A 17591-nucleotide genomic window follows, 5' to 3' on the forward strand; every position below is an offset into this window, starting at 1 on the left:
GTACGACGCGGTGCTCAGTGCAGGTCGTCGAGCAGGCGCTTGGCGACGTCGCGCTGCATCTGGCTGCCTTCGTGCAGCACTTCCTCGAGCATGGCGCGGGCGCCTTCGGGATCGCCCATATCCATATAGGCGCGAGCCAGGTCGAGCTTGGTGTCCACCGGATCGTCGCTGAACTCGCGCGGCTCGATGTCGTGCCCGGCCGGCTGCACCTGCATCTCCGGCTCGTCGAAATGCCAGCTCGGTGCCGGCGCATGGGCCGCCTCGGCGGGTTCCGCGGCGTGATGCGCGCTGTCCGAACCGGCTTCGTCGGCCGACTTGGCTGCGTTGTCGTGCACGGGCGTGATGTCGAAGCTGTAGCTGTACTCGCTCACCTTCACCGGACCCGCCGGCATCGGCGGCGGACCGGCAGGCGTGGGTGCGGGCGCGGGCGCCGCAACAGGCTCGGCGGCGTACCGGTCGATGTCGAACTCGTGGTGCGCCTCGAGCTCGTCCGCCGACATGGCGCCATGCTGCGCAAACAGCGGATGGCTGGGCGCCAGTTCCTCGCCCATGTGGACCACTTCCTGCCACTCTTCCTGGTGCACGTCGCTGACGTGGGCATGCATGGCCTCTGCCGCTGCTTCGAAATGCTCGACGTCGCGGCGGTCGTAGTACAGGCTGACCAGTTCGAGATGCAGGCCGATGTCGTCGGGGTGCTCGGCCAGTTGGTCGAGCAGCGCATCCAGTTCGGCATCGCCGGTGCTGCCCAGCGGCGGCGAGGCTTCGAACCGGTCGGCCAGCGAAGGCGCCGTGCGCGACGGCGCGGCGGCAGGCTTCGCCGCGCCGCGGCGACGCAGCAGGCCCAGCAAGACCAGCAGAAGGATGACGCCACCCAGCGCTTCGACCCAGAGCTGCGAGTACCAGGGTTCTTCATTGACGGGCGCCGGCTTGCTGGCGCTCGGCTTCAACGGTGCGGTCTTGGCCGATGTCGCGACCGGCGCGGGCTTACTTGCCACGGCGGGTGCCGTCGAGGCGCTGCCCGGAACCGACGCCGCTTTCGCGGCAGCGTTCGACGCCGTCGTGCTGCTGGCGGAAGGAGCCGCGGCCGTGCCGGCACCGGCTGGCTTGGCCGCCGGCTGGGCAGGAGCATTCGCAGCGGCCGCAGCAACTGCAGTCGCCGCTGGAACTGCCTCGGCCGGCATGCCGGCCGCCTTGCGCGCCGCGGCCAGCTTTTGCTGCAGCTCGGCGATTTCGTTGTCCTTGAGGGCCAGCAGGCGCTGATTCTTGCCGTTGATGTCGGTGAGGTCCTTCAGGCGCGACTTCAGGTCCTCATCCTGCTGCTGCAGGCTGGCGAGGGTTTCCTGGCTGCGCTGCAAGTCCTGGCGCAAGGCATTGCCGCCCTCCCCGCTACCGGACGTTCCGCCGGCCTTGCCGCCCTGCTTTGCCGGAACCAGGGCCAGATGGTCGCTTGCGCTGCCCGCGGCTGACGTGGGCGAACTGGACGTGGAGGCTCGCGTACCGGCATCGGCCACGGTCGTCGGGGCGCTGCCCACCGTGCCATTGCGCCAGTCGCCGTTCTGGCGGCGCACTTCCGCGGCTGCGGCCGCCACGGCGATCGCCTCGGCATCGGCCTTGCTGGGGATGCGCAGCACCGCGCCAGCTTTCAGCGCGTTGATGTTGTCGTGATAGAACGCATCGGGATTGGCCTGCTTGAGCGCCAGCAGCATCTGGTTGAGGTCGACGCCGGCCGGCGCCGTCTGACGGGCCACCGTAGACAGGTTCTGGCCCCGCTCGATCGGTCCGAAACGGCCGTTCGCTTCCTGCTCCGACGCATGCTCGGACGGACGGGTATGGGAAGGCGCGGACGCAGCCGCCGATTTCGACGTGCGGGTGGGCGGCGGCAGCTGTGCCAGCGGCAGGGCGCGGTTGCTGCCGGGCGGATCGAGCAGGATGGTGAATTCGTGAACGTTCTTCTGGCTTTCGAGCAGCAGGTCCAGGAAGGGATCGTTGACCGCCGTATCGCTGGTGATGCGGATCAGCTTGCCGCCATCGACCACGGAGACATGCAACGGTATGGAGGACCCTCCGCTGGATGCATCCCCCGAAGCCAGGCGCACGCTGAGCTGCTGCAACTCTGCCGGCGTGGCCTGCTGCACGGGGATTTCGGCCAGCAAGGGCTGACCAAGCGCGGACTTGACCCGGATCTGCCCAAGGTCCATCGCCAACGCATGACCGCTGCCAAGCGCCAAGGCCATCAGCAATGGCAGTTTCAACGAACGATTCATCAGGTGTTCCCCCGAACAAGCCGTAGCCTCCGGCGAGGCCGCCACGATGGCGGCGCTTCAGCCAGATAGGGCGTCACTTTAGTTAGATGCAGGCGTATCAACAATAGGCGTATCGAAGACTTGCGGCGCATTGCTGCTACGCATTCCAGAAATTGGCGGCCAATCCGGCAACCCGCTCAAGGCCCCCAGACTGGCCAGGCGACACTCAATGCTGCGACCTTGCGGCCTCCCCGGCCTGCTGCGTCGCCTGCAATTGCTCCTGCAATCTGGTGATTTCCGCGTCCTGCTCCTTGAGCTTTTCCGCCGCCGCCTTGCTGCTGGCCTCTTGCGCGGCCACGTCGTTCTGCAATTGCTGCACCGCAGTACGCTGCTTGGCGACGGCTGCCGCGTCCTTGCGCGCATCCTTGGAAACCTGCGCCGTGGCGGCAGGCTGGGATTGCGCCCACAGCGCCGGCGCCAGCAGCGCGCCTGCCAGGACCAGACCAACCATGCCGCGCCTCACAGGTAGTCCTCGATCAGCAGTTCGGCGATCTGCACGGCGTTCAGCGCTGCGCCCTTGCGGATGTTGTCGGAGACGACCCACAGGTCGAGGCCGTGGTCGTGCGAGATGTCCTCGCGGATGCGCCCCACGTAGACCGGGTCCTTGCCGGCCACATCGCCCACCGGGGTGGGATAGCCGCCCGCCTTGCGCTCGTCCATCACCACCACGCCCTCGGCCTGCTCCAGCAGTTCGCGGGCCTGCTTGGCGGTGATCTTGTCGCGGGTCTCGATGTGCACCGCCTCGGAATGGCCGTAGAACACCGGCACGCGCACCGCCGTGGGGTTCACCTGGATGGAGTCGTCCTCGAGGATCTTGCGCGTTTCCCACACCATCTTCATCTCCTCCTTGGTGTAGCCGTTGGGCTGGAAGTCGTCGATGTGCGGGATCACGTTGAAGGCGATCTGCTTGGAGAACTTCTTCGACTCCACGTCCTGGAAATTCAGCAGGGCCGCGGTCTGCTTGCCCAGCTCCTCCATGCCCGAACGGCCCGCACCGGAAACCGACTGGTAGGTGGCCACGTTGATGCGCTCAATGCCCGCCGCGCGATGGATCGGCGCCAGCGCCACCAGCATGCCCATGGTCGAGCAGTTGGGGTTGGCGATGATGCCGCGGGCAGCGTACTGCGCAATGGCGTGCGGATTCACCTCGCTCACCACCAGCGGGATGTCGTCCTGGTAGCGGAACTCGGAGGTGTTGTCGATCACCACCGCGCCGGCCGCCGCCGCACGCGGCGCATGCACCTTGCTCACCGAGCCGCCGGCGGAGAAGAACGCGATGTCCACGCCCGCGAAGTCGTAGTCGTCGAGGTTGCGCACCGTCACCTGTTTGCCCGCGAACTCCACCTTGCTGCCGGCGGAACGCTCGCTCGCCAGCGGCACCAGCTCGCTGACCGGGAACTGGCGTTCGGCGAGAATCGAAAGCAGGGTCTCGCCCACGGCGCCGGTGGCGCCGACCATCGCAACCTTGTAACTGCTCTTCTTGCTCATCGGGTGGGTTCTTCACGGGTGGGGAAAGGGGCGCGGGCCACGACCAGCGCTTCGGAATTCAAGAGGTTCGGCGGAGACCCGGCATGCGGGCCGTGGCTGAACAGGGCCAGCACATTGTCCACCGCCACGGCGGTCATGGCACGGCGCGTTTCGGTCGTGGCGCTGGCGATATGCGGGCTGAGCAGCGCGTTGTCCAGCGCGAGCAGGTCGGGATGCACCTTCGGCTCGCCCTCGAACACGTCCAGCCCGGCGGCGGCAAGGCGGCCTTCGCGCAATGCGGCGGCCAGCGCCGCATCGTCCACGATGCCGCCGCGCGCCACGTTCACCAGCACCGCGGTGGGCTTCATCTGCGCCAGCTCGGCGGCGCCGATGGCGTGGCGCGTCTGCGGCGTCAGCGGCAGCACCAGCACCAGGAAATCGGATTCGCGCAGCAGCGTGGCCTTGTCCACCAGGCGAGCGCGGCATTCGCGCTCGGTGGTTTCGGGCAGGCGCGAACGGTTGTGGTAGAGCACCGGCATGCCGAAGCCCTGCGCGCGCCGCGCGATGGCCTGGCCGATGCGGCCCATGCCCAGGATGCCCAGCGTGCGTCCGCGCACGTCGATACCCAGCCAGGCCTTGAAGCCAGTGGCATGCCACTGCCCCGCGCGCAGCCAGCGCTCGGCCTCGCCGACGCGACGCGCGGCGCCCAGCAGCAGGGCCCACGCGAAATCGGCCACGCTCTCGTTGAGCACGTCGGCCGTGTTGCTGGCGGCGATGCCGGCCGCGGTGAGCGCAGTCACGTCGAGGTTGTCGTAACCCACGCCGAGGTTGGCGACGATGCGCAGCCGCTGTGCGCCGGCGATTTCCGCCGCGCCAACGCGATCCTTCAGACCCACGATGGCGGCGTCGCAACCGGCCAGCTTCGCGGCCAGATCGGCAGAGGCGAACTTCACTTCCGCCGCTTCCTCGCGCACTTCGAAATGCGGCAACAGCCGCGCGATCTCGCTGTCGAAGGTGGGGCGCGACACCCAGACGACCGGTTTGTTGCCTGCCATGCTCACTCCAGCGCGCCGCTGCCTCAGGGGATGCGCGGCGCAACGATGCCCACGTCGCCGCATTGCGCGCGATGGCGCAAGGCGTGGTCCATCAGCACCAGCGCCATCATCGCCTCGGCGATGGGCGTGGCACGGATGCCGACGCAAGGATCGTGGCGACCCTTGGTGACCACGTCCACCTGCTCGCCGGCCAGGTTCACGCTGCGGCCGGGGATCAGGATGCTGGAGGTGGGCTTCAGCGCGATCGAGGCGATCACCGCCTGACCCGTGCTGATGCCGCCAAGAATGCCACCCGCATGATTGGACGTAAAGCCGTCCAAACGCATTTCGTCGCGGTGTTCGCTGCCGTGCTGGGAAACCGCGGCGAAACCGTCGCCGATCTCGACGCCCTTCACCGCGTTGATCGACATCAGCGCGCTCGCGAGGTCGCCGTCCAGCTTGCCGTAGATCGGCTCGCCCCAGCCCGGCGGCACGCCTTCGGCCACCACGCTGACGCGCGCGCCGACCGAGTCGCCCGATTTGCGCAGTGCGTCCATGGCCTTTTCGAGTTCGGGCACCTGCTCCGCGCAGGGCCAGAAGAACGGGTTCTGCTCGACCGCGTCCCAATCGAAGCCGGACGGCGCGATGCTGCCCAACTGGGCGAGATAGCCGCGCACGCGCACGCCGTGGCGCTCGGCCAGCCATTTCTTCGCGATCACGGCGGCCGCCACGCGCATCGTGGTCTCGCGCGCAGACGAGCGGCCGCCGCCGCGCGGGTCGCGGATGCCGTATTTCTGCCAGTAGGTGTAGTCGGCATGCCCCGGACGGAAGGTCGAGGCGATGTCGCCGTAGTCCTTGCTGCGCTGGTCGGTGTTGCGGATCAGCAGCGCGATGGGCGTGCCAGTGGTCTTGCCCTCGAATACGCCGGAGAGGATTTCCACCTCGTCCGCCTCGCGGCGCTGCGAGGTGTGCCGGCTCTTGCCGGTGGCGCGGCGGTCGAGATCCTGACGGAACTCTTCCTCGCTGATCGGCAGCCCGGGCGGACAGCCGTCGATCACGCAGCCGATGGCCGGCCCGTGGCTTTCGCCGAAGGTGGTGACGGTGAAGAGCTTGCCGAAGGAATTGCTGGACACGGGATTTGGACGTCCGAAGAAGACCCCCACAGCTTACCGCGATGCAGCAATTCCTGCGCCCTTCGCCGCGAGATCGGCCCATTCGCGCGCCAGCAGTCCGAAAACGACATCGTCGACCCATTCGCCACGGAACAGCAGGCTTTCGCGGAAATGAGCCTCCTTGCGCATGCCCAGCGCCTGCAGCATCGCCATGCTCGGGGCATTGCGCGGATCGACCGACGCATGCACGCGATGGATGCCCTGGCCGCCGAATAGCCAGCCGAACAATGCATGCAGCGCTTCGCGGGCGAGGCCTTTGCCTTGGACGGCAGGCGCCAGCGTGATGCCGAATTCGGCCTGCCCGTCGGCCATGCAGAAGCCGACGTCGCCGATCAGCACGCCGTCAACGCGATCGCGGATGGCGCGCTGGAACCACTGGGCCTGCACTGGCTCGGCCAGCGCCGACTGGTCCTCGATGAAACGCTCGGCCTCGGCCAATGCCGCCGGTCGCCAGCCTTGATAACGGCAGACCTCGGGGTCGGCGCGGTAGCGGAACAATGCCTCGGCATCGCCTTGCCGCAGAGCGTCCAGCCGCAAACGGGCCGTCATCAGCTCCATCGGCTCAACGTCGCGCGGCCGCGGCGGCATGGATCGACGCGCGATGCTCGACCAGGTCGCGCCGCTCCAGCGCGAACACACCCATCTGGCCCACCTTGAACTCGATCCACACGAAGGGCACTTCCGGCAGCAGCGCGGCCAGCGCGTGCTCGCTCTCGCCCACCTCGACGATCAGCAGGCCGTCGTCGGTGAGGAGGCCGGCCGCCTCGTCCAGGATGCGCAGGCAGATGTCCAGGCCGTCCTCGCCCGAGGTGAGGCCGAGCTTGGGCTCGTGTGCGTACTCGCCGGGCAGCGCGGCGTATTCGTCTTCGGTGACGTAGGGCGGGTTGGAGACGATCAGGTCGTACTTGCGCCCGCGCACGCCTTCGAACAGATCGGACTTCACCGCCTCCACGCGCGATTCCACGTGTTGGAACACGATGTTCTCGCGTGCCAGCGACAGCGCTTCGTCGCTGATGTCCACGATGTCCACGCACCAGTCCGGGTTGTATTCCGCCATCGCGATGCCGATGCAGCCGGAACCGGTGCACAGGTCGAGCGCGCGTTCGACGTGGCGCTCGTCCAGCCAGGGCGCGAAGCCGGACTCGATCAGCTCGGCGATCGGCGACCGCGGCACCAGGGCGCGGCGGTCGCTCTTGAACTTCAGGCCGGCGAACCAGGTTTCGCCGACGAGATAGGCCACCGGCAGGCGCTCGCTGACGCGGCGCTCGATCAGCGCCAGCACGTTCGCACGCTCCTCGGCGGTGAGCCGGCCCGCGCCGTAGGCCGGCGGGATGTCCGGCGGCAGGTGCAGGCTGGCGAGCACCAGGTGGGTGGCCTCGTCGATGGGGTTGTCGTGGCTGTGGCCGAAGGTCAGCCCGGCGGCCGAGAAGCGGCTGGCGCCGTAGCGGATGAAGTCGATGATGGTGGCGAGTTCGGCGGTCACGGGCGGCCCACGGCGCGGCAAAAAGACCGCTGATTATAAACGCGAGCCCCGTATACTGGCTGGATGACTTTCAAAGTATTGCTCCAATACATCCTTCCGCACCGCTTCCTGTCGCGCCTGGTCTATTGGGGCACGCGCTGGACGTTCGCGCCCTGGAAGAACTGGCTGATCTCCACCATCGTGCGCAACTACGACGTGGACATGGCCGAAGCGGCGCAGCCCGATCCGCTGGCCTACCAGCACTTCAATGCCTTCTTCACCCGCAAGCTCAAGCCCGGCGCACGCCAGGCCGACGGCGACCCGGCCGCCCTGCTCTCGCCCGCCGACGGCCGCATCAGCCAGGCCGGCAAAATCGTGGACGGGCGCATCTTCCAGGCCAAGGGGCAGGAATACACCGCCGCCGAATTGCTGGGCGACGATGCTTCCGCCGCCCCCTACCGCAACGGCCGCTTCGTCACGGTGTACCTGTCGCCGCGCGACTACCACCGCGTGCACATGCCGCTGGCCGGCACGCTGCGCGAAACCGTGCACGTGCCGGGGCGCATCTTCAGCGTGGCGCCGTTCGCGGTGGAAGCCATCCCCCGCCTGTTCGCGCGCAACGAGCGGCTGGTCTGCCATTTCGAGAGTCCGCGCGGGCCGTTCGTGGTGGTGATGGTGGGGGCGATCCTGGTGTCTTCCGTGGCCACCGTGTGGGATGGGCTGGTGATCCCGCCTTATGCGTCCTCGATCCGGCGCAAGTCGTTCGCCGGGCAGAACATCACGCTGGAGCGTTTCGCCGAGATGGCGCGCTTCAACATGGGCTCCACCGTGATCCTGCTGTTGCCCGAAACCCTGGCCGAGCTGGACGGGCTGGCACCGCAGCAGGCGGTGAAGGTAGGGCAGCGGCTGGGCGTCTGCACACGGGAAAACTGACGCAACACGTCATTTTGTGACGCACTGGGCGCGTCGCACGATGCGACCGCCGGTATTCTCCCGGCCTTAGCCGCGGCCGTCGCGGCGTCTGGGGACGGGGATTTCATGCAACTGCTCAGTCCGGCCATCGCCTTCTTTCGCGCCCACCAGCTCAACCGCCAATTGCGGGAGATCGCGCGCCGCGTCCATGCCCTGCCCCAGCGCAGCCGCACCCAGCTGAGCGTGCAGACCCTGCGCGAGATCGGCCATGCCACGCGCAGCGAGTTCCCGCACCTGTACGGCACCGCGCCGGAAGCGCGTTACCTGCCCTGGGGCCAGGGCACCGATGCCGGTTACGAGCGGGCCCGCTCGGACAACCCCGAAGTGGCCATGCGCGGCATCGCGCTGTGGCTGGCCGTGGCCTATCACGAAACCAAGCATTCGCCGCAGGACCGGCTGCTGCCGCAACACCGCCAGGTGCTGCAGCTGGTGAACGAGCTGAAGCGCCTGCATCGCCCGGTAGCCGATCCGGTCAAGGATTGGATGAACGCAGGCGCCACCGCCTGACCGGTCTCAACCGGCGGCGCGGCTCAACGGCACTCCGGCACCTTCAGCGCCTGCCCTACCGAGATGTGCTGGTGGTGCAGATGGTTCATCTCGGCGACTTCCTGCACGCTGGAGCAGCGCAGCTTGCGCACGATGCCCACCAGCGTATCGCCACGGCGCACCGTGTAACGGCGGACACCGACCGGACCCGGCGGTGGCGGCGGCGGATCGTCCACCACCGGCGCGGCGGCGTTATGCAGATCGGTGGCGAGGATGGGCCACGGGCCGTCCTCGCAACGCGCGGCATACGGCTGCTCCAGCAGCTTCGGCACCTGCAGCACCGCGCCCGCCGGCTGCTCCTGCTGCGGATCGAGCCGCGGGTTGAGGTTGCGCAAGGTGCGGAACCAGCCTTCCTCCATGCCGCCGGCCGAACCCAGGCACACGGTGAGCTCGCTCAGCGACGCCGGCCGCTTCAGCGTGATGCTGCCGGGCGCGCCGTCGATCTTCGGGAAGCGCAGGTTGTAGCTGTCCGGATGCAGGAACAGCCACGCCGCCGCCAGCACCGAAGGCACGTAGTCGCGCGTTTCCTGCGAAAGCTGGTTGTAGATGCGCGGATCGTAGAAGCTCACCTTGGTGTCGTCGCCCACCAGCCGGCGCATGCGGCCCTCGCCGGTGTTGTAGGCGCCGATGGTCAGCTCCAGGTTGTCGTTGAATACCGCCAGCTGCTCGTCCATGTACTCGGCGTTCGCGCGCGCCGAGGCGGCTGGGTCGAAACGCATGTCGAAACCGTCGTCGGTGGTGAGGCCGAAGCGCATGCCCGTGGCGTACATGAACTGCAGCGGGCCGGCCGCGCCGGAGCGCGACACCGCATGCACCTTGCCGCCGGATTCCTTGGCCATGATGCCGAACAGCAGCGCCTCGGGCAGATCGGCCTGCTTGTACGCGGGCCACATTTCGCTGCGCATGTACTGGTAGCTGATCCACGCGTCGATCAGGTTCGGGCGCCATTGCGTCAGCCACATCTGCAATGCGGCCTTCACCGCGCCGTTCATCGCGATCAGCTCCGAGAGCTTCTGGCCGTGCAGCAAGGTCACGCTGCGCTGCGCCTCGGGCAGCACGGCCGGGCCATGCTGGTCCAGCGCCATGCCGGTCTGCGGATCGCCGTCGTCGTTCTCGTCGCCGATGGAACTGCCGTCCTTCGCCCGCAGCATGTGGTCGTACGCGGAGAAGAAGCGCTGCGTATCGCAGCCGGGCGTGCTGCCGCAGCGGACGGAGGCGTTCTTCACCGTGTCCAGCGCCTGGTTCAGCGTCTGCTGGCCTGCGGCGACATTGCCGGCACGCACCTGCTGCAGCGCCGTTTCGTAGCCCTGCGTGGCCTGGTCGAGCTGCGCATAAAGCGCGGTCACCGTCGGCTTGGTCGGCCCCGGGCTGGCACAGGCGGCCAACAGAACCAGCGCAGCCGCCAATGGAGCCAGACGCAAGGAACGAACAAGACGTACAGACCGCATGAGAAAAACCACCCGACGAAAGTGCGACACCATAGCCCGCGGCATCCGCATACTCAATGAAGTGAAATCTTGCGGCTGGCTACAATCGGATCCGGTTTCGGCGAAGAGGTTCCCATGAGCGACATCCTGGCTGGCGAGACGCGCTGATGCCGCGCGTCGAAACCGTCGCCGCCGATACGCCGTTCGGCGAACGTCTCGCCACCGGCTTCGGTTATCCGTTGCGCGGTGCCGGACTGGCCACCTGCACGGCACTCGCGCTGGCGCATTGGGCAGGCCTGCTGCCTGCCATCGGTACGCTGGCCAGCCTGCTGGTGTGGGCCGCCACCTGGCGCTACGCCGCCGAGTGCCTGCAGCACACCGCGCATGGCTACGCCAATCCTCCGGACGTCGGCGTGGACGAAGCCGGCGCGACGGGCTGGGCGCTCACCCTGATCCATCTGGCCGCGGGGGCGTTGTTCATCGCCTGCGCGTGGCTGGCTCCGGCCGCGTTGTGGCTGCTGGTCCCGATACTGGTGCTGGCGCCGCCGGCCATCGACATGTCGCTGGCCTTCGACGGCAACGTGCTGCTGGCCCTCAACCCGGCCACCTGGTGGCGCACCGCGCATGGCTTCGGCGGTGCCTACCTGGTGCCAGTGGCGATCAACCTGCTGCTGGGCGCGCTGCTCGCGCTGGCGGCATTCACCTCCCACCTGGTGCCGCGCTTCGTCGCGCTGCCGCTGTTCGGCTTCGCCTACACCTATCTGATCGTGCTGGCCTTCCACCTGATGGGCGCATTGATCCACCAGCGCCACGAACGCTTCGGCCTGGAGCCCGAGGCGCCGAAACTCGCCGAGGCCAGCGGGCAGGACGAGGACACCCGTCTTGTCGATGCAACCCGCACGCTGGCCGGCAACGATCCTGTCGCGGCGCTACACCAGCTGGCCGATCGCCTGCGCCAGCGCAATGCACCCGCGCCGGTGCACCAGCTCTACCGCGAGCTGCTGCATCGCCAGGGTTTGCGCGACGATCTGCTGGTGCACGCCCAGATCTGGATCGCCGCATTGGTCGCACAACACGAAGCGCGTCGCGCCCTGGGCCTGGTGCAGGAATGCTGCGGCATCGATCCTGTGTTCGTCCCCGACGATCCGCGCACCTGCGGCGAACTGGCCGACCTCGCCGCACGCCTGGGCATGGGGCGCCTGGCCATCCATCTCGGTCGCGGCTATCTCGCGCACTGGCCACGCGACGAACACGTGCCGCATTACGGCCTGCTCGTCGCGCGCTTGCTGGGAGCGCAGACCGAACATCGCACCGAGGCCCTAGTGCTGCTGGAAAAACTCGCCGCTGCGTGGCCCGAGCATCCATCGCGCAACGACATCGCCTTGCTGCAAAGGCAATTGGCGGGTGCCGCATGAATGCAACACGGTCCGCAGCCGCCATCGCGCTTGCCGGCATGCTCGTCTTCCTCGCCACCGGCATCGCCGCGCAATGCCTGCGCCCCGATCTCGACTGGGTGCGCGTGCCCAACAGCTTCTACCTGATCGGCCCATGGGGTGGCATGGTGCGCACCGGCTACTACGCCATGGCATTCGCTTTGGCACTCTTCGGCGCAAGCGCGTATTCCGCGCTCATGCCCGCAGCACGCAGCGGGGCGCCGTTGCTGCTGTTCGTCGTGGCCGGTGCGGCGCTGGCACTCACCGTGCTGGCCACCACCGATACGCCGGGCCGACCGCCCACGCTGCACGGCTACGTGCATGGCATGGCGGCACAGACCGCTTTCCTCTGCACGGCCACCGCCATGTTGCTGCAGGCGTGGCGATGGCGCGGCGACCCGCACTGGCGGCGCTGGTTCCGATCCGCCTTCGCGTATGCCGCGCTTTGTTTCGTGCTGCTGTGGGTGCAGGCATTCTGGCGCACGCTACCCCGCGGCCTCAGCCAGAAAATGTTGATACTGCTGATACTGGGCTGGCTGATCGCCGCCGCATGGCGACTGCTGCGCAGCCCCCATTACGACGGAACAGACGCATGAGCCGCTGGCGCCCACCCTCCCCCGGCTCCACGGCCATCATCACCCGTGCCGGCTTCGAGAAGCTCAAGGCCGAACTCGACCACCTGTGGCACACCCTGCGCCCGGAAGTGGTGAAGGCATTGGCCGCTGCCGCGGCGGAGGGCGATCGCTCGGAAAACGCCGAGTACACCTACCGCAAGAAGCAGCTCGGCGAGATCGACCGCCGTGTGCGCTACCTCAGCAAACGCATCCCCGCGCTCAAGGTGGCCGAAGGATCGCCCGGCGACCGCGAGGCGGTGTTCTTCGGCGCCGCGATCGCGCTGGAAAACCTCGCCAGCGGCGAGGAGGTCACCTACCGCATCGTCGGCCCCGACGAGACGGACGCAAAGCTGGGCTGGATCAGCATCGACTCGCCGCTGGCGCGTGCGGCGCTGAAGAAGCGGCTGGACGACGAGTTCGAGGCGGAGCTGCCCGGAGGGCGCACGCGATTCCTGATCGTGGATGTGCGCTACGAGGCGTGAACGCGTTTCCGTACGTGGGCTCCTTCGCCAAGGGCATCAGGAAAGCGCACTGACCATGACGCAGTAGCCGTCGGGATCGCGTAATGCAAACTCCAGCGTTCCCGTGGCCGGGTTGCGGGCGGGCTCCTCGTCCAATCTGGGCACGAGGCTGCGCGCCCTTTGCACCGCGGCCTCGAAATCATCGACGCGGAAGAACAGCAGAAGGCCGTTGCCGGGCTTGGCGACGCCGGGACTGGTCAGCGAAGGATGATCGTGCGCACCCCATGCATGCAGGCAAAGCAGCACCGTGCCGTCCGCATCGAGAATCTGTCCGAAGTAATCGTGCTCGGGCGCCGTCGCAGGTTGGCCGAACAGCCGCTGGTACCACGCGAAACTGCGGGCGACATCGTCCACGCCGATGATGGTCCAGGTGCGTTTCATCAACGGCCTCCTGCGCCCCTCAATTCGCCTGATTCGCCAGTGTTTCCGCCAAGGCCAGGTATTCCTCGCCCTTTTCCAGTCCCGCGATGAAGCGCGCGGGAATCGCCTCGAGACCGCCTAGTGCACCGCACAGGGCACCGGTGAGCATGGCGCGCGCCTGGTTCTGGCCGCCTGCGTTCACCGCATTGAGCACGCCCTGCTCCACGTCGCCCTGGAAGCGCGCCGCGAGGTAATAGGCCGCGGGAAACTGGTGATACACCGCGCACGGCAGGCCATAGACCAGGCCCACTTTCGACGCCGGTTCGATGGCCACGCCGGGGTCGTGCGCCGCACGTGCGATGGACGACACCGTGAGCAAGGCATCGGGCGAGGCGAACTGCCCCGCCTGCAAGGGTGCCTCCGCACCTTGCGGTACGTCCAGCGCGCCGCTGGTCACGGTGTGGAACGGCAGTTCGCCGGACTTCACCATGCCCATCAGCCGGCCGGACAAGTCCCCGTTCAGCGCCACTCCGTTCACCAGTTGCCCAAGTACCACGGCGAACGCCAGCGTCATCGCACCCACCGTGGGGTCGCGCTGAGTGAGCGCCACGTTGCTGCTCACATGCCGTGCCAGCTGCGAAGGCTCGCCCGCATAACGCACCGCGATGGCCAGCACACGCTCCGCCCCCTCGGTATTGTCCGCCAGCCCCGCTACCTGCCCCCACGGCAGGCCGGCATGGCGCTTGCGCCATGCCTCGCGGATCGACTGGCTGGTGTACCCGCCCGGACCGGCCATCGGTGTGCCGTCCAGCAGCGGAAAGAGTTCGCGATCCATCCGCGCGCAGAAGTCTTCCTCGTCGTAGCTCTTGCGCTCCACCAGCGAGCGCAGCGTCAACGCCAGGATGAAACCCGCCTGCGACGACGCTCCTGCGGGCAATCCCTCGTGATAGCGCCCGGGCTTGGGTGCCGTGTAATCGCTGACCCAGTCGCCGTAGTCGCGCCTGAGGGCGTCGAGGTCGTAGTACCAGTGGGGCCCCAGGGCCAGCGCATCGCCGATGAAGGCGCCAAGCAGAGCGCCCTGGATGCGGTTTTTTCTTGAAACGGAAGACGGGATTTGCGGCATGTTGGAGAGCCCTGCAATGCGACGGAAACAAGTCATCGTACGCTTGACGCCAACACACTCCAAAGGAGAGCTTGAGCCACATCAGACGAACAAGCTAAGTAAACCTGACACCGTTTTAGGTCCCGACGAGACCAATGCTAGGCTGGACTGGATGAGCATCGACTCGCCACTGACCTGCGCGGCGCTGAAGAGGCGCCTCGACGACGAGTTCGAGGCGGAACTGTCCGGCGGACGCACGCGCTTCCTGTTTATGAAGAAGATTTGCCTCGTCCAAATTGCAACAGCGTACAAACAGTCATGACGACAAAGGCGGCAAGGAGAAATCCATCTCCTACTATCAAAACCAACATGCGTAATATGAAATGTCCAGGCTCCTCGCTAAAGACAGGCAAGTTGTTGGTGCACTGAACCCAAATTACCCATCCCATAGAAATTGCAGGTATGCCCACAAGCAACCACATGAAGAGCATCCCTGGCAGTCCGACACGGCCCGATGCTAGGCGTTCATACAAGGCAACACGCGAGCGAGCCATGTCGTCTGGGGCAACGCTGGATGGTCTAATGGGGGCTGGCGACTTCGGCTCTGGTCTCATGAAAGACACCAAAGTGTCCGAGGTCGTATGCTCCTGATGTTGTTCTTTACATTCAATGGGAGTCCCGCGCATCAGGCTGCTCTCTTGATCGTCGACGACAAAAGATTTGCCGCCGATCTTCAGCTCGCTAGACATGAAGCCCCCTATGGACGTTGGACTCGCTTTAAACAGGGCAAATATCTCTTACCCCACGTAACTCACATGCTTTTCAATACCGACCCAGCAATTCAACCGCTGGAGGGTAACACCGCCCTATTCTGACTGGTCGAAAACACGCTGCCTCGCGACAAAACGCTTCCTGCTTATTTCCTGGATGCCAGCCGGGCACTCCAGCCAACGGCAAAGGCCGCAGTTCCAGCGGATCGCACAACACCTCGCCTGTGAGAGTTGCATGTGCACAAGCGTCGGCAACCATGGCCGTCGAGACATCTGGCCCAGCCACCACCAAGGCTTTCCCCACAAGCAGCTGTCCCGGCGTCAGCGCATGCTCGAGCAAGGCATGGCCAAACAACTCCACCTGGATGCGGCCATCCAGCCACGCCGCACGCTCGCGCCAGAACAGGCCATGCCAGTCGTGCGCGTCCCATAGTGCGAGCAGCGCCGGATCGCGCAGCGCGACCACCACACCGGCTTCGTCGAAGTGGGTGAGCGCGTATTGGGCCCGTGAGCGTTGTCTTGTGCCCATGTGGGCGATTTCGGCCATCTGCCGCGCATTGAGTGCGCGCTTCAAAGCCGGATGGCGAAGCCAGACCAGGGCGTTGAACAGATCGTGCCAGTTGTTTTCGCGGGTGGCGATTTCGCCGTGTTCGGCGATGCGCTGTTCGTAGTGCAGGCCATCGGCCAGCAGTTCGCGGGTTTGCGCCGCGAAACGTTCGCGCATGCCGATAGGGCGACATGCATTCAGTGCCGCGACCGAAGGCCAATCGCGGCCTTCGATCAACCCCGCGTACTCTCGCCAATCCGCCAGCGGCATCCGCTGGAACACCTGCGGATCGACCGCGTCGCGGGCCGGCGCCACATATCTCATGCGCACATCCATGAACGCGGTATTCCGCGAATCGTCATGGCATGCATTCCACGCTTCGCATCCACGCCAGAAGCGGCCATCGCTGGCCGCACGCTCAAACGATCTTCAGCGCGGGATGCGCGAGGCGTGCATGCAGGTCGTGCTCGCCGGCACCCTCGACCACCACGTCGACGAACTGGCCCGGCATGAGCCCCTGCCCGTCGGCGATCAGCACGGTGCCGTCGATCTCCGGCGCATCGGCGGCGGAACGCGCCACGGCGCCCCCGGCATTCGCTTCGTCCACCAGCACCTTGATGGTCCGGCCGATCTTGCGCTGCAGCTTGGCCGCGGAGATTTCCGCCTGCACGGCCATGAACTGCTCGAGGCGGTCTTCCTTCAGTTCCTCGGAGACCGCACCGGGCAGTTCGTTGGCCTTGGCACCGTCCACCGGCGAATAGGCGAAGGCGCCCACGCGGTCGAGCTCGGCCTCGCGCAGGAAGTCCAGCAGCTCCGCGAACTCGGCGTCGGTCTCGCCGGGGAAGCCGACAATGAAGGTGCTGCGGATGGTGAGGTCTGGCACCAGCTTGCGCCAGTTGCGGATGCGCTCCAGCGTCTTGTCGATGTTGCCGGGGCGCTTCATCAGCTTGAGGATGCGCGGGCTGGCGTGCTGGAACGGGATGTCGAGGTACGGCAGGATCTTGCCCTCCGCCATCAGCGGCATCACCTCGTCCACGTGCGGGTATGGGTAGACGTAGTGCAGGCGCGTCCACGCGCCGAGTTCGGCCAAACCTTCGCACAGCTCGGTCATGCGCGTGCGGTACGCCTTGCCGCGCCATTCGCGCTCGGCGTACTTGAGGTCGACGCCGTAGGCGCTGGTGTCCTGCGAGATCACCAGCAGCTCCTTCACGCCGCCCTTCACCAGCCTCTCGGCCTCCAGCAGCACCTGGTCCACCGGACGCGAGACGAGGTCTCCGCGCATGGACGGGATGATGCAGAAGCTGCAGCGGTGGTTGCAGCCTTCGGAAATCTTGAGGTACGCGTAGTGCTTCGGCGTCAGCTTGATGCCGGTGTCCGGCACGATGTCGAGGAACTTGTTGCGCTTGGGCGGCAGCGCCTCGTGCACCGCGTGCATCACACTGGCGTAGTCCTGCGGGCCGCTGATCGAGAGCACGTCGGGATAGGCCTCGCGGATCAGCTCGGCGCGCTTGCCCAGGCAACCGGTGACGATCACCTTGCCGTTCTCGTGCAGGGCGGTGCCGATGGAATCCAGCGACTCCTGCACCGCCGCGTCGATGAAGCCGCAGGTGTTCACCACCACCGCGTCGGCCTCGCCGTAGCTGGGCACGATCTCGTAGCCCTCGACCTTGAGCTGGGTGAGGATGCGCTCGGAATCCACCAGCGCCTTGGGGCAGCCGAGGCTGACGAAACCGATTTTCTGCGAGGCCTGCGACATGGCGGCGGCAACCGTGAGCAAAGGGGAAACGGCCAATTATACGGGCATGTGGCCTTGACCAAGGCTACGAGCGCCGGCCTGCCGTTACGACCTTCACCGAAACGA

The 17591-nt window shown here is 66.8% G+C and carries 17 protein-coding genes and 1 pseudogene; 6 read left to right on the forward strand and 12 right to left on the reverse strand.

The window, feature by feature from the left end:
- Nucleotides 1-14 precede the first annotated feature (14 nt).
- From IHE46_RS14940 to prmB, 7 genes are all read right to left on the reverse strand, one after another.
- Nucleotides 15-2264 (reverse strand): FimV/HubP family polar landmark protein, encoded by a 2250-nt coding sequence (locus IHE46_RS14940; protein ID WP_192165464.1) that lies wholly within the window; start codon nt 2262-2264, stop codon nt 15-17.
- A 205-nt stretch (nt 2265-2469) separates the two neighbouring features.
- Nucleotides 2470-2754, reverse strand: a complete 285-nt coding sequence (locus tag IHE46_RS14945; RefSeq protein WP_192165465.1) for a hypothetical protein — start codon at nt 2752-2754, stop codon at nt 2470-2472.
- 8 nt (nt 2755-2762) lie between these two features.
- Nucleotides 2763-3791 (reverse strand): aspartate-semialdehyde dehydrogenase, encoded by a 1029-nt coding sequence (locus IHE46_RS14950; RefSeq protein ID WP_192165466.1) that lies wholly within the window; start codon nt 3789-3791, stop codon nt 2763-2765.
- On the reverse strand, nt 3788-4825 hold the full coding sequence (locus IHE46_RS14955) for a D-glycerate dehydrogenase (RefSeq protein WP_192165467.1): 1038 nt from the start codon (nt 4823-4825) through the stop codon (nt 3788-3790). Before IHE46_RS14955 ends, IHE46_RS14950 begins: the two co-directional genes overlap by 4 nt.
- A 23-nt stretch (nt 4826-4848) precedes the next feature.
- Nucleotides 4849-5937, reverse strand: a complete 1089-nt coding sequence (gene aroC, locus IHE46_RS14960; RefSeq protein ID WP_192165468.1) for a chorismate synthase — start codon at nt 5935-5937, stop codon at nt 4849-4851.
- Between the two features lie 33 nt (nt 5938-5970).
- On the reverse strand, nt 5971-6525 hold the full coding sequence (locus IHE46_RS14965; RefSeq protein WP_225563093.1) for a GNAT family protein: 555 nt from the start codon (nt 6523-6525) through the stop codon (nt 5971-5973).
- Between the two features lie 13 nt (nt 6526-6538).
- Nucleotides 6539-7459: a 50S ribosomal protein L3 N(5)-glutamine methyltransferase gene (gene prmB, locus IHE46_RS14970; protein ID WP_192165470.1), complete on the reverse strand. Its 921-nt coding sequence runs from the start codon at nt 7457-7459 to the stop codon at nt 6539-6541.
- Between the two features lie 63 nt (nt 7460-7522).
- Between prmB and asd the strand changes: the two genes are divergently transcribed.
- Together asd and IHE46_RS14980 are read left to right on the forward strand one after the other, a co-directional pair.
- Nucleotides 7523-8371 carry an archaetidylserine decarboxylase gene (asd, locus tag IHE46_RS14975; RefSeq protein WP_192165471.1) on the forward strand — a complete coding sequence of 283 codons (849 nt, stop codon included), beginning with the start codon at nt 7523-7525 and terminating at the stop codon, nt 8369-8371.
- A 105-nt stretch (nt 8372-8476) separates the two neighbouring features.
- Nucleotides 8477-8917: a hypothetical protein gene (locus IHE46_RS14980; RefSeq protein ID WP_192165472.1), complete on the forward strand. Its 441-nt coding sequence runs from the start codon at nt 8477-8479 to the stop codon at nt 8915-8917.
- A gap of 23 nt (nt 8918-8940) precedes the next feature.
- Here the strand turns inward: IHE46_RS14980 and IHE46_RS14985 are convergent, their stop codons facing one another.
- Nucleotides 8941-10404, reverse strand: coding sequence for a transglycosylase SLT domain-containing protein (locus tag IHE46_RS14985; RefSeq protein ID WP_192165473.1), 1464 nt, complete (start codon nt 10402-10404; stop codon nt 8941-8943).
- A 146-nt stretch (nt 10405-10550) separates the two neighbouring features.
- On the opposite strand from IHE46_RS14985, the gene IHE46_RS14990 reads away from it, so the two are divergent.
- From IHE46_RS14990 to greB, 3 genes are read left to right on the forward strand one after another with little or no spacing between them, the layout of a single operon-like run.
- On the forward strand, nt 10551-11798 hold the full coding sequence (locus IHE46_RS14990; protein WP_192165474.1) for a hypothetical protein: 1248 nt from the start codon (nt 10551-10553) through the stop codon (nt 11796-11798).
- Nucleotides 11795-12412, forward strand: coding sequence for a DUF998 domain-containing protein (locus IHE46_RS14995; protein WP_225563095.1), 618 nt, complete (start codon nt 11795-11797; stop codon nt 12410-12412). Before IHE46_RS14990 ends, IHE46_RS14995 begins: the two co-directional genes overlap by 4 nt.
- Nucleotides 12409-12912, forward strand: a complete 504-nt coding sequence (gene greB / locus IHE46_RS15000) for a transcription elongation factor GreB (protein ID WP_192165475.1) — start codon at nt 12409-12411, stop codon at nt 12910-12912. The genes IHE46_RS14995 and greB overlap by 4 nt, the downstream gene beginning before the upstream one ends.
- A 36-nt stretch (nt 12913-12948) precedes the next feature.
- On the opposite strand, the gene IHE46_RS15005 is transcribed toward greB, so the two are convergent.
- Together IHE46_RS15005 and IHE46_RS15010 are read right to left on the reverse strand one after the other, a co-directional pair.
- Nucleotides 12949-13332 (reverse strand): VOC family protein, encoded by a 384-nt coding sequence (locus tag IHE46_RS15005; RefSeq protein WP_192165476.1) that lies wholly within the window; start codon nt 13330-13332, stop codon nt 12949-12951.
- A 19-nt stretch (nt 13333-13351) separates the two neighbouring features.
- On the reverse strand, nt 13352-14434 hold the full coding sequence (locus IHE46_RS15010; protein WP_192165477.1) for an ADP-ribosylglycohydrolase family protein: 1083 nt from the start codon (nt 14432-14434) through the stop codon (nt 13352-13354).
- Between the two features lie 112 nt (nt 14435-14546).
- On the opposite strand from IHE46_RS15010, the pseudogene IHE46_RS17045 reads away from it, so the two are divergent.
- Nucleotides 14547-14735, forward strand: a pseudogene (locus tag IHE46_RS17045) (hypothetical protein); the annotation flags it as partial.
- A 500-nt stretch (nt 14736-15235) separates the two neighbouring features.
- Here IHE46_RS17045 and IHE46_RS15020 read toward each other — a convergent pair.
- Nucleotides 15236-16054: a DUF3025 domain-containing protein gene (locus IHE46_RS15020; protein ID WP_192165547.1), complete on the reverse strand. Its 819-nt coding sequence runs from the start codon at nt 16052-16054 to the stop codon at nt 15236-15238.
- Between the two features lie 94 nt (nt 16055-16148).
- Nucleotides 16149-17486: a 30S ribosomal protein S12 methylthiotransferase RimO gene (gene rimO, locus IHE46_RS15025; RefSeq protein ID WP_192165479.1), complete on the reverse strand. Its 1338-nt coding sequence runs from the start codon at nt 17484-17486 to the stop codon at nt 16149-16151.
- Between the last annotated feature and the right edge of the window lie 105 nt (nt 17487-17591).

The sequence above is a fragment of the Rhodanobacter sp. DHG33 genome, assembly GCF_014843005.1.
Lineage (GTDB): Bacteria > Pseudomonadota > Gammaproteobacteria > Xanthomonadales > Rhodanobacteraceae > Rhodanobacter_A.

Excerpts from the sequence above, each read along its gene's own strand:
- IHE46_RS14940 (WP_192165464.1), bottom strand. The coding sequence starts at position 2,264 with ATGAATCGTTCGTTGAAACTGCCATTGCTGATGGCCTTGGCGCTTGGC.
- IHE46_RS14945 (WP_192165465.1), bottom strand. The coding sequence starts at position 2,754 with ATGGTTGGTCTGGTCCTGGCAGGCGCGCTGCTGGCGCCGGCGCTGTGG.
- IHE46_RS14950 (WP_192165466.1), bottom strand. The coding sequence starts at position 3,791 with ATGAGCAAGAAGAGCAGTTACAAGGTTGCGATGGTCGGCGCCACCGGC.
- IHE46_RS14955 (WP_192165467.1), bottom strand. The coding sequence starts at position 4,825 with ATGGCAGGCAACAAACCGGTCGTCTGGGTGTCGCGCCCCACCTTCGAC.
- IHE46_RS14965 (WP_225563093.1), bottom strand. The coding sequence starts at position 6,525 with ATGACGGCCCGTTTGCGGCTGGACGCTCTGCGGCAAGGCGATGCCGAG.
- asd (WP_192165471.1), top strand. The coding sequence starts at position 7,523 with ATGACTTTCAAAGTATTGCTCCAATACATCCTTCCGCACCGCTTCCTG.
- IHE46_RS14980 (WP_192165472.1), top strand. The coding sequence starts at position 8,477 with ATGCAACTGCTCAGTCCGGCCATCGCCTTCTTTCGCGCCCACCAGCTC.
- IHE46_RS14985 (WP_192165473.1), bottom strand. The coding sequence starts at position 10,404 with ATGCGGTCTGTACGTCTTGTTCGTTCCTTGCGTCTGGCTCCATTGGCG.
- IHE46_RS14990 (WP_192165474.1), top strand. The coding sequence starts at position 10,551 with ATGCCGCGCGTCGAAACCGTCGCCGCCGATACGCCGTTCGGCGAACGT.
- IHE46_RS14995 (WP_225563095.1), top strand. The coding sequence starts at position 11,795 with ATGAATGCAACACGGTCCGCAGCCGCCATCGCGCTTGCCGGCATGCTC.
- greB (WP_192165475.1), top strand. The coding sequence starts at position 12,409 with ATGAGCCGCTGGCGCCCACCCTCCCCCGGCTCCACGGCCATCATCACC.
- IHE46_RS15005 (WP_192165476.1), bottom strand. The coding sequence starts at position 13,332 with ATGAAACGCACCTGGACCATCATCGGCGTGGACGATGTCGCCCGCAGT.
- IHE46_RS15010 (WP_192165477.1), bottom strand. The coding sequence starts at position 14,434 with ATGCCGCAAATCCCGTCTTCCGTTTCAAGAAAAAACCGCATCCAGGGC.
- IHE46_RS15020 (WP_192165547.1), bottom strand. The coding sequence starts at position 16,054 with ATGAGATATGTGGCGCCGGCCCGCGACGCGGTCGATCCGCAGGTGTTC.
- rimO (WP_192165479.1), bottom strand. The coding sequence starts at position 17,486 with ATGTCGCAGGCCTCGCAGAAAATCGGTTTCGTCAGCCTCGGCTGCCCC.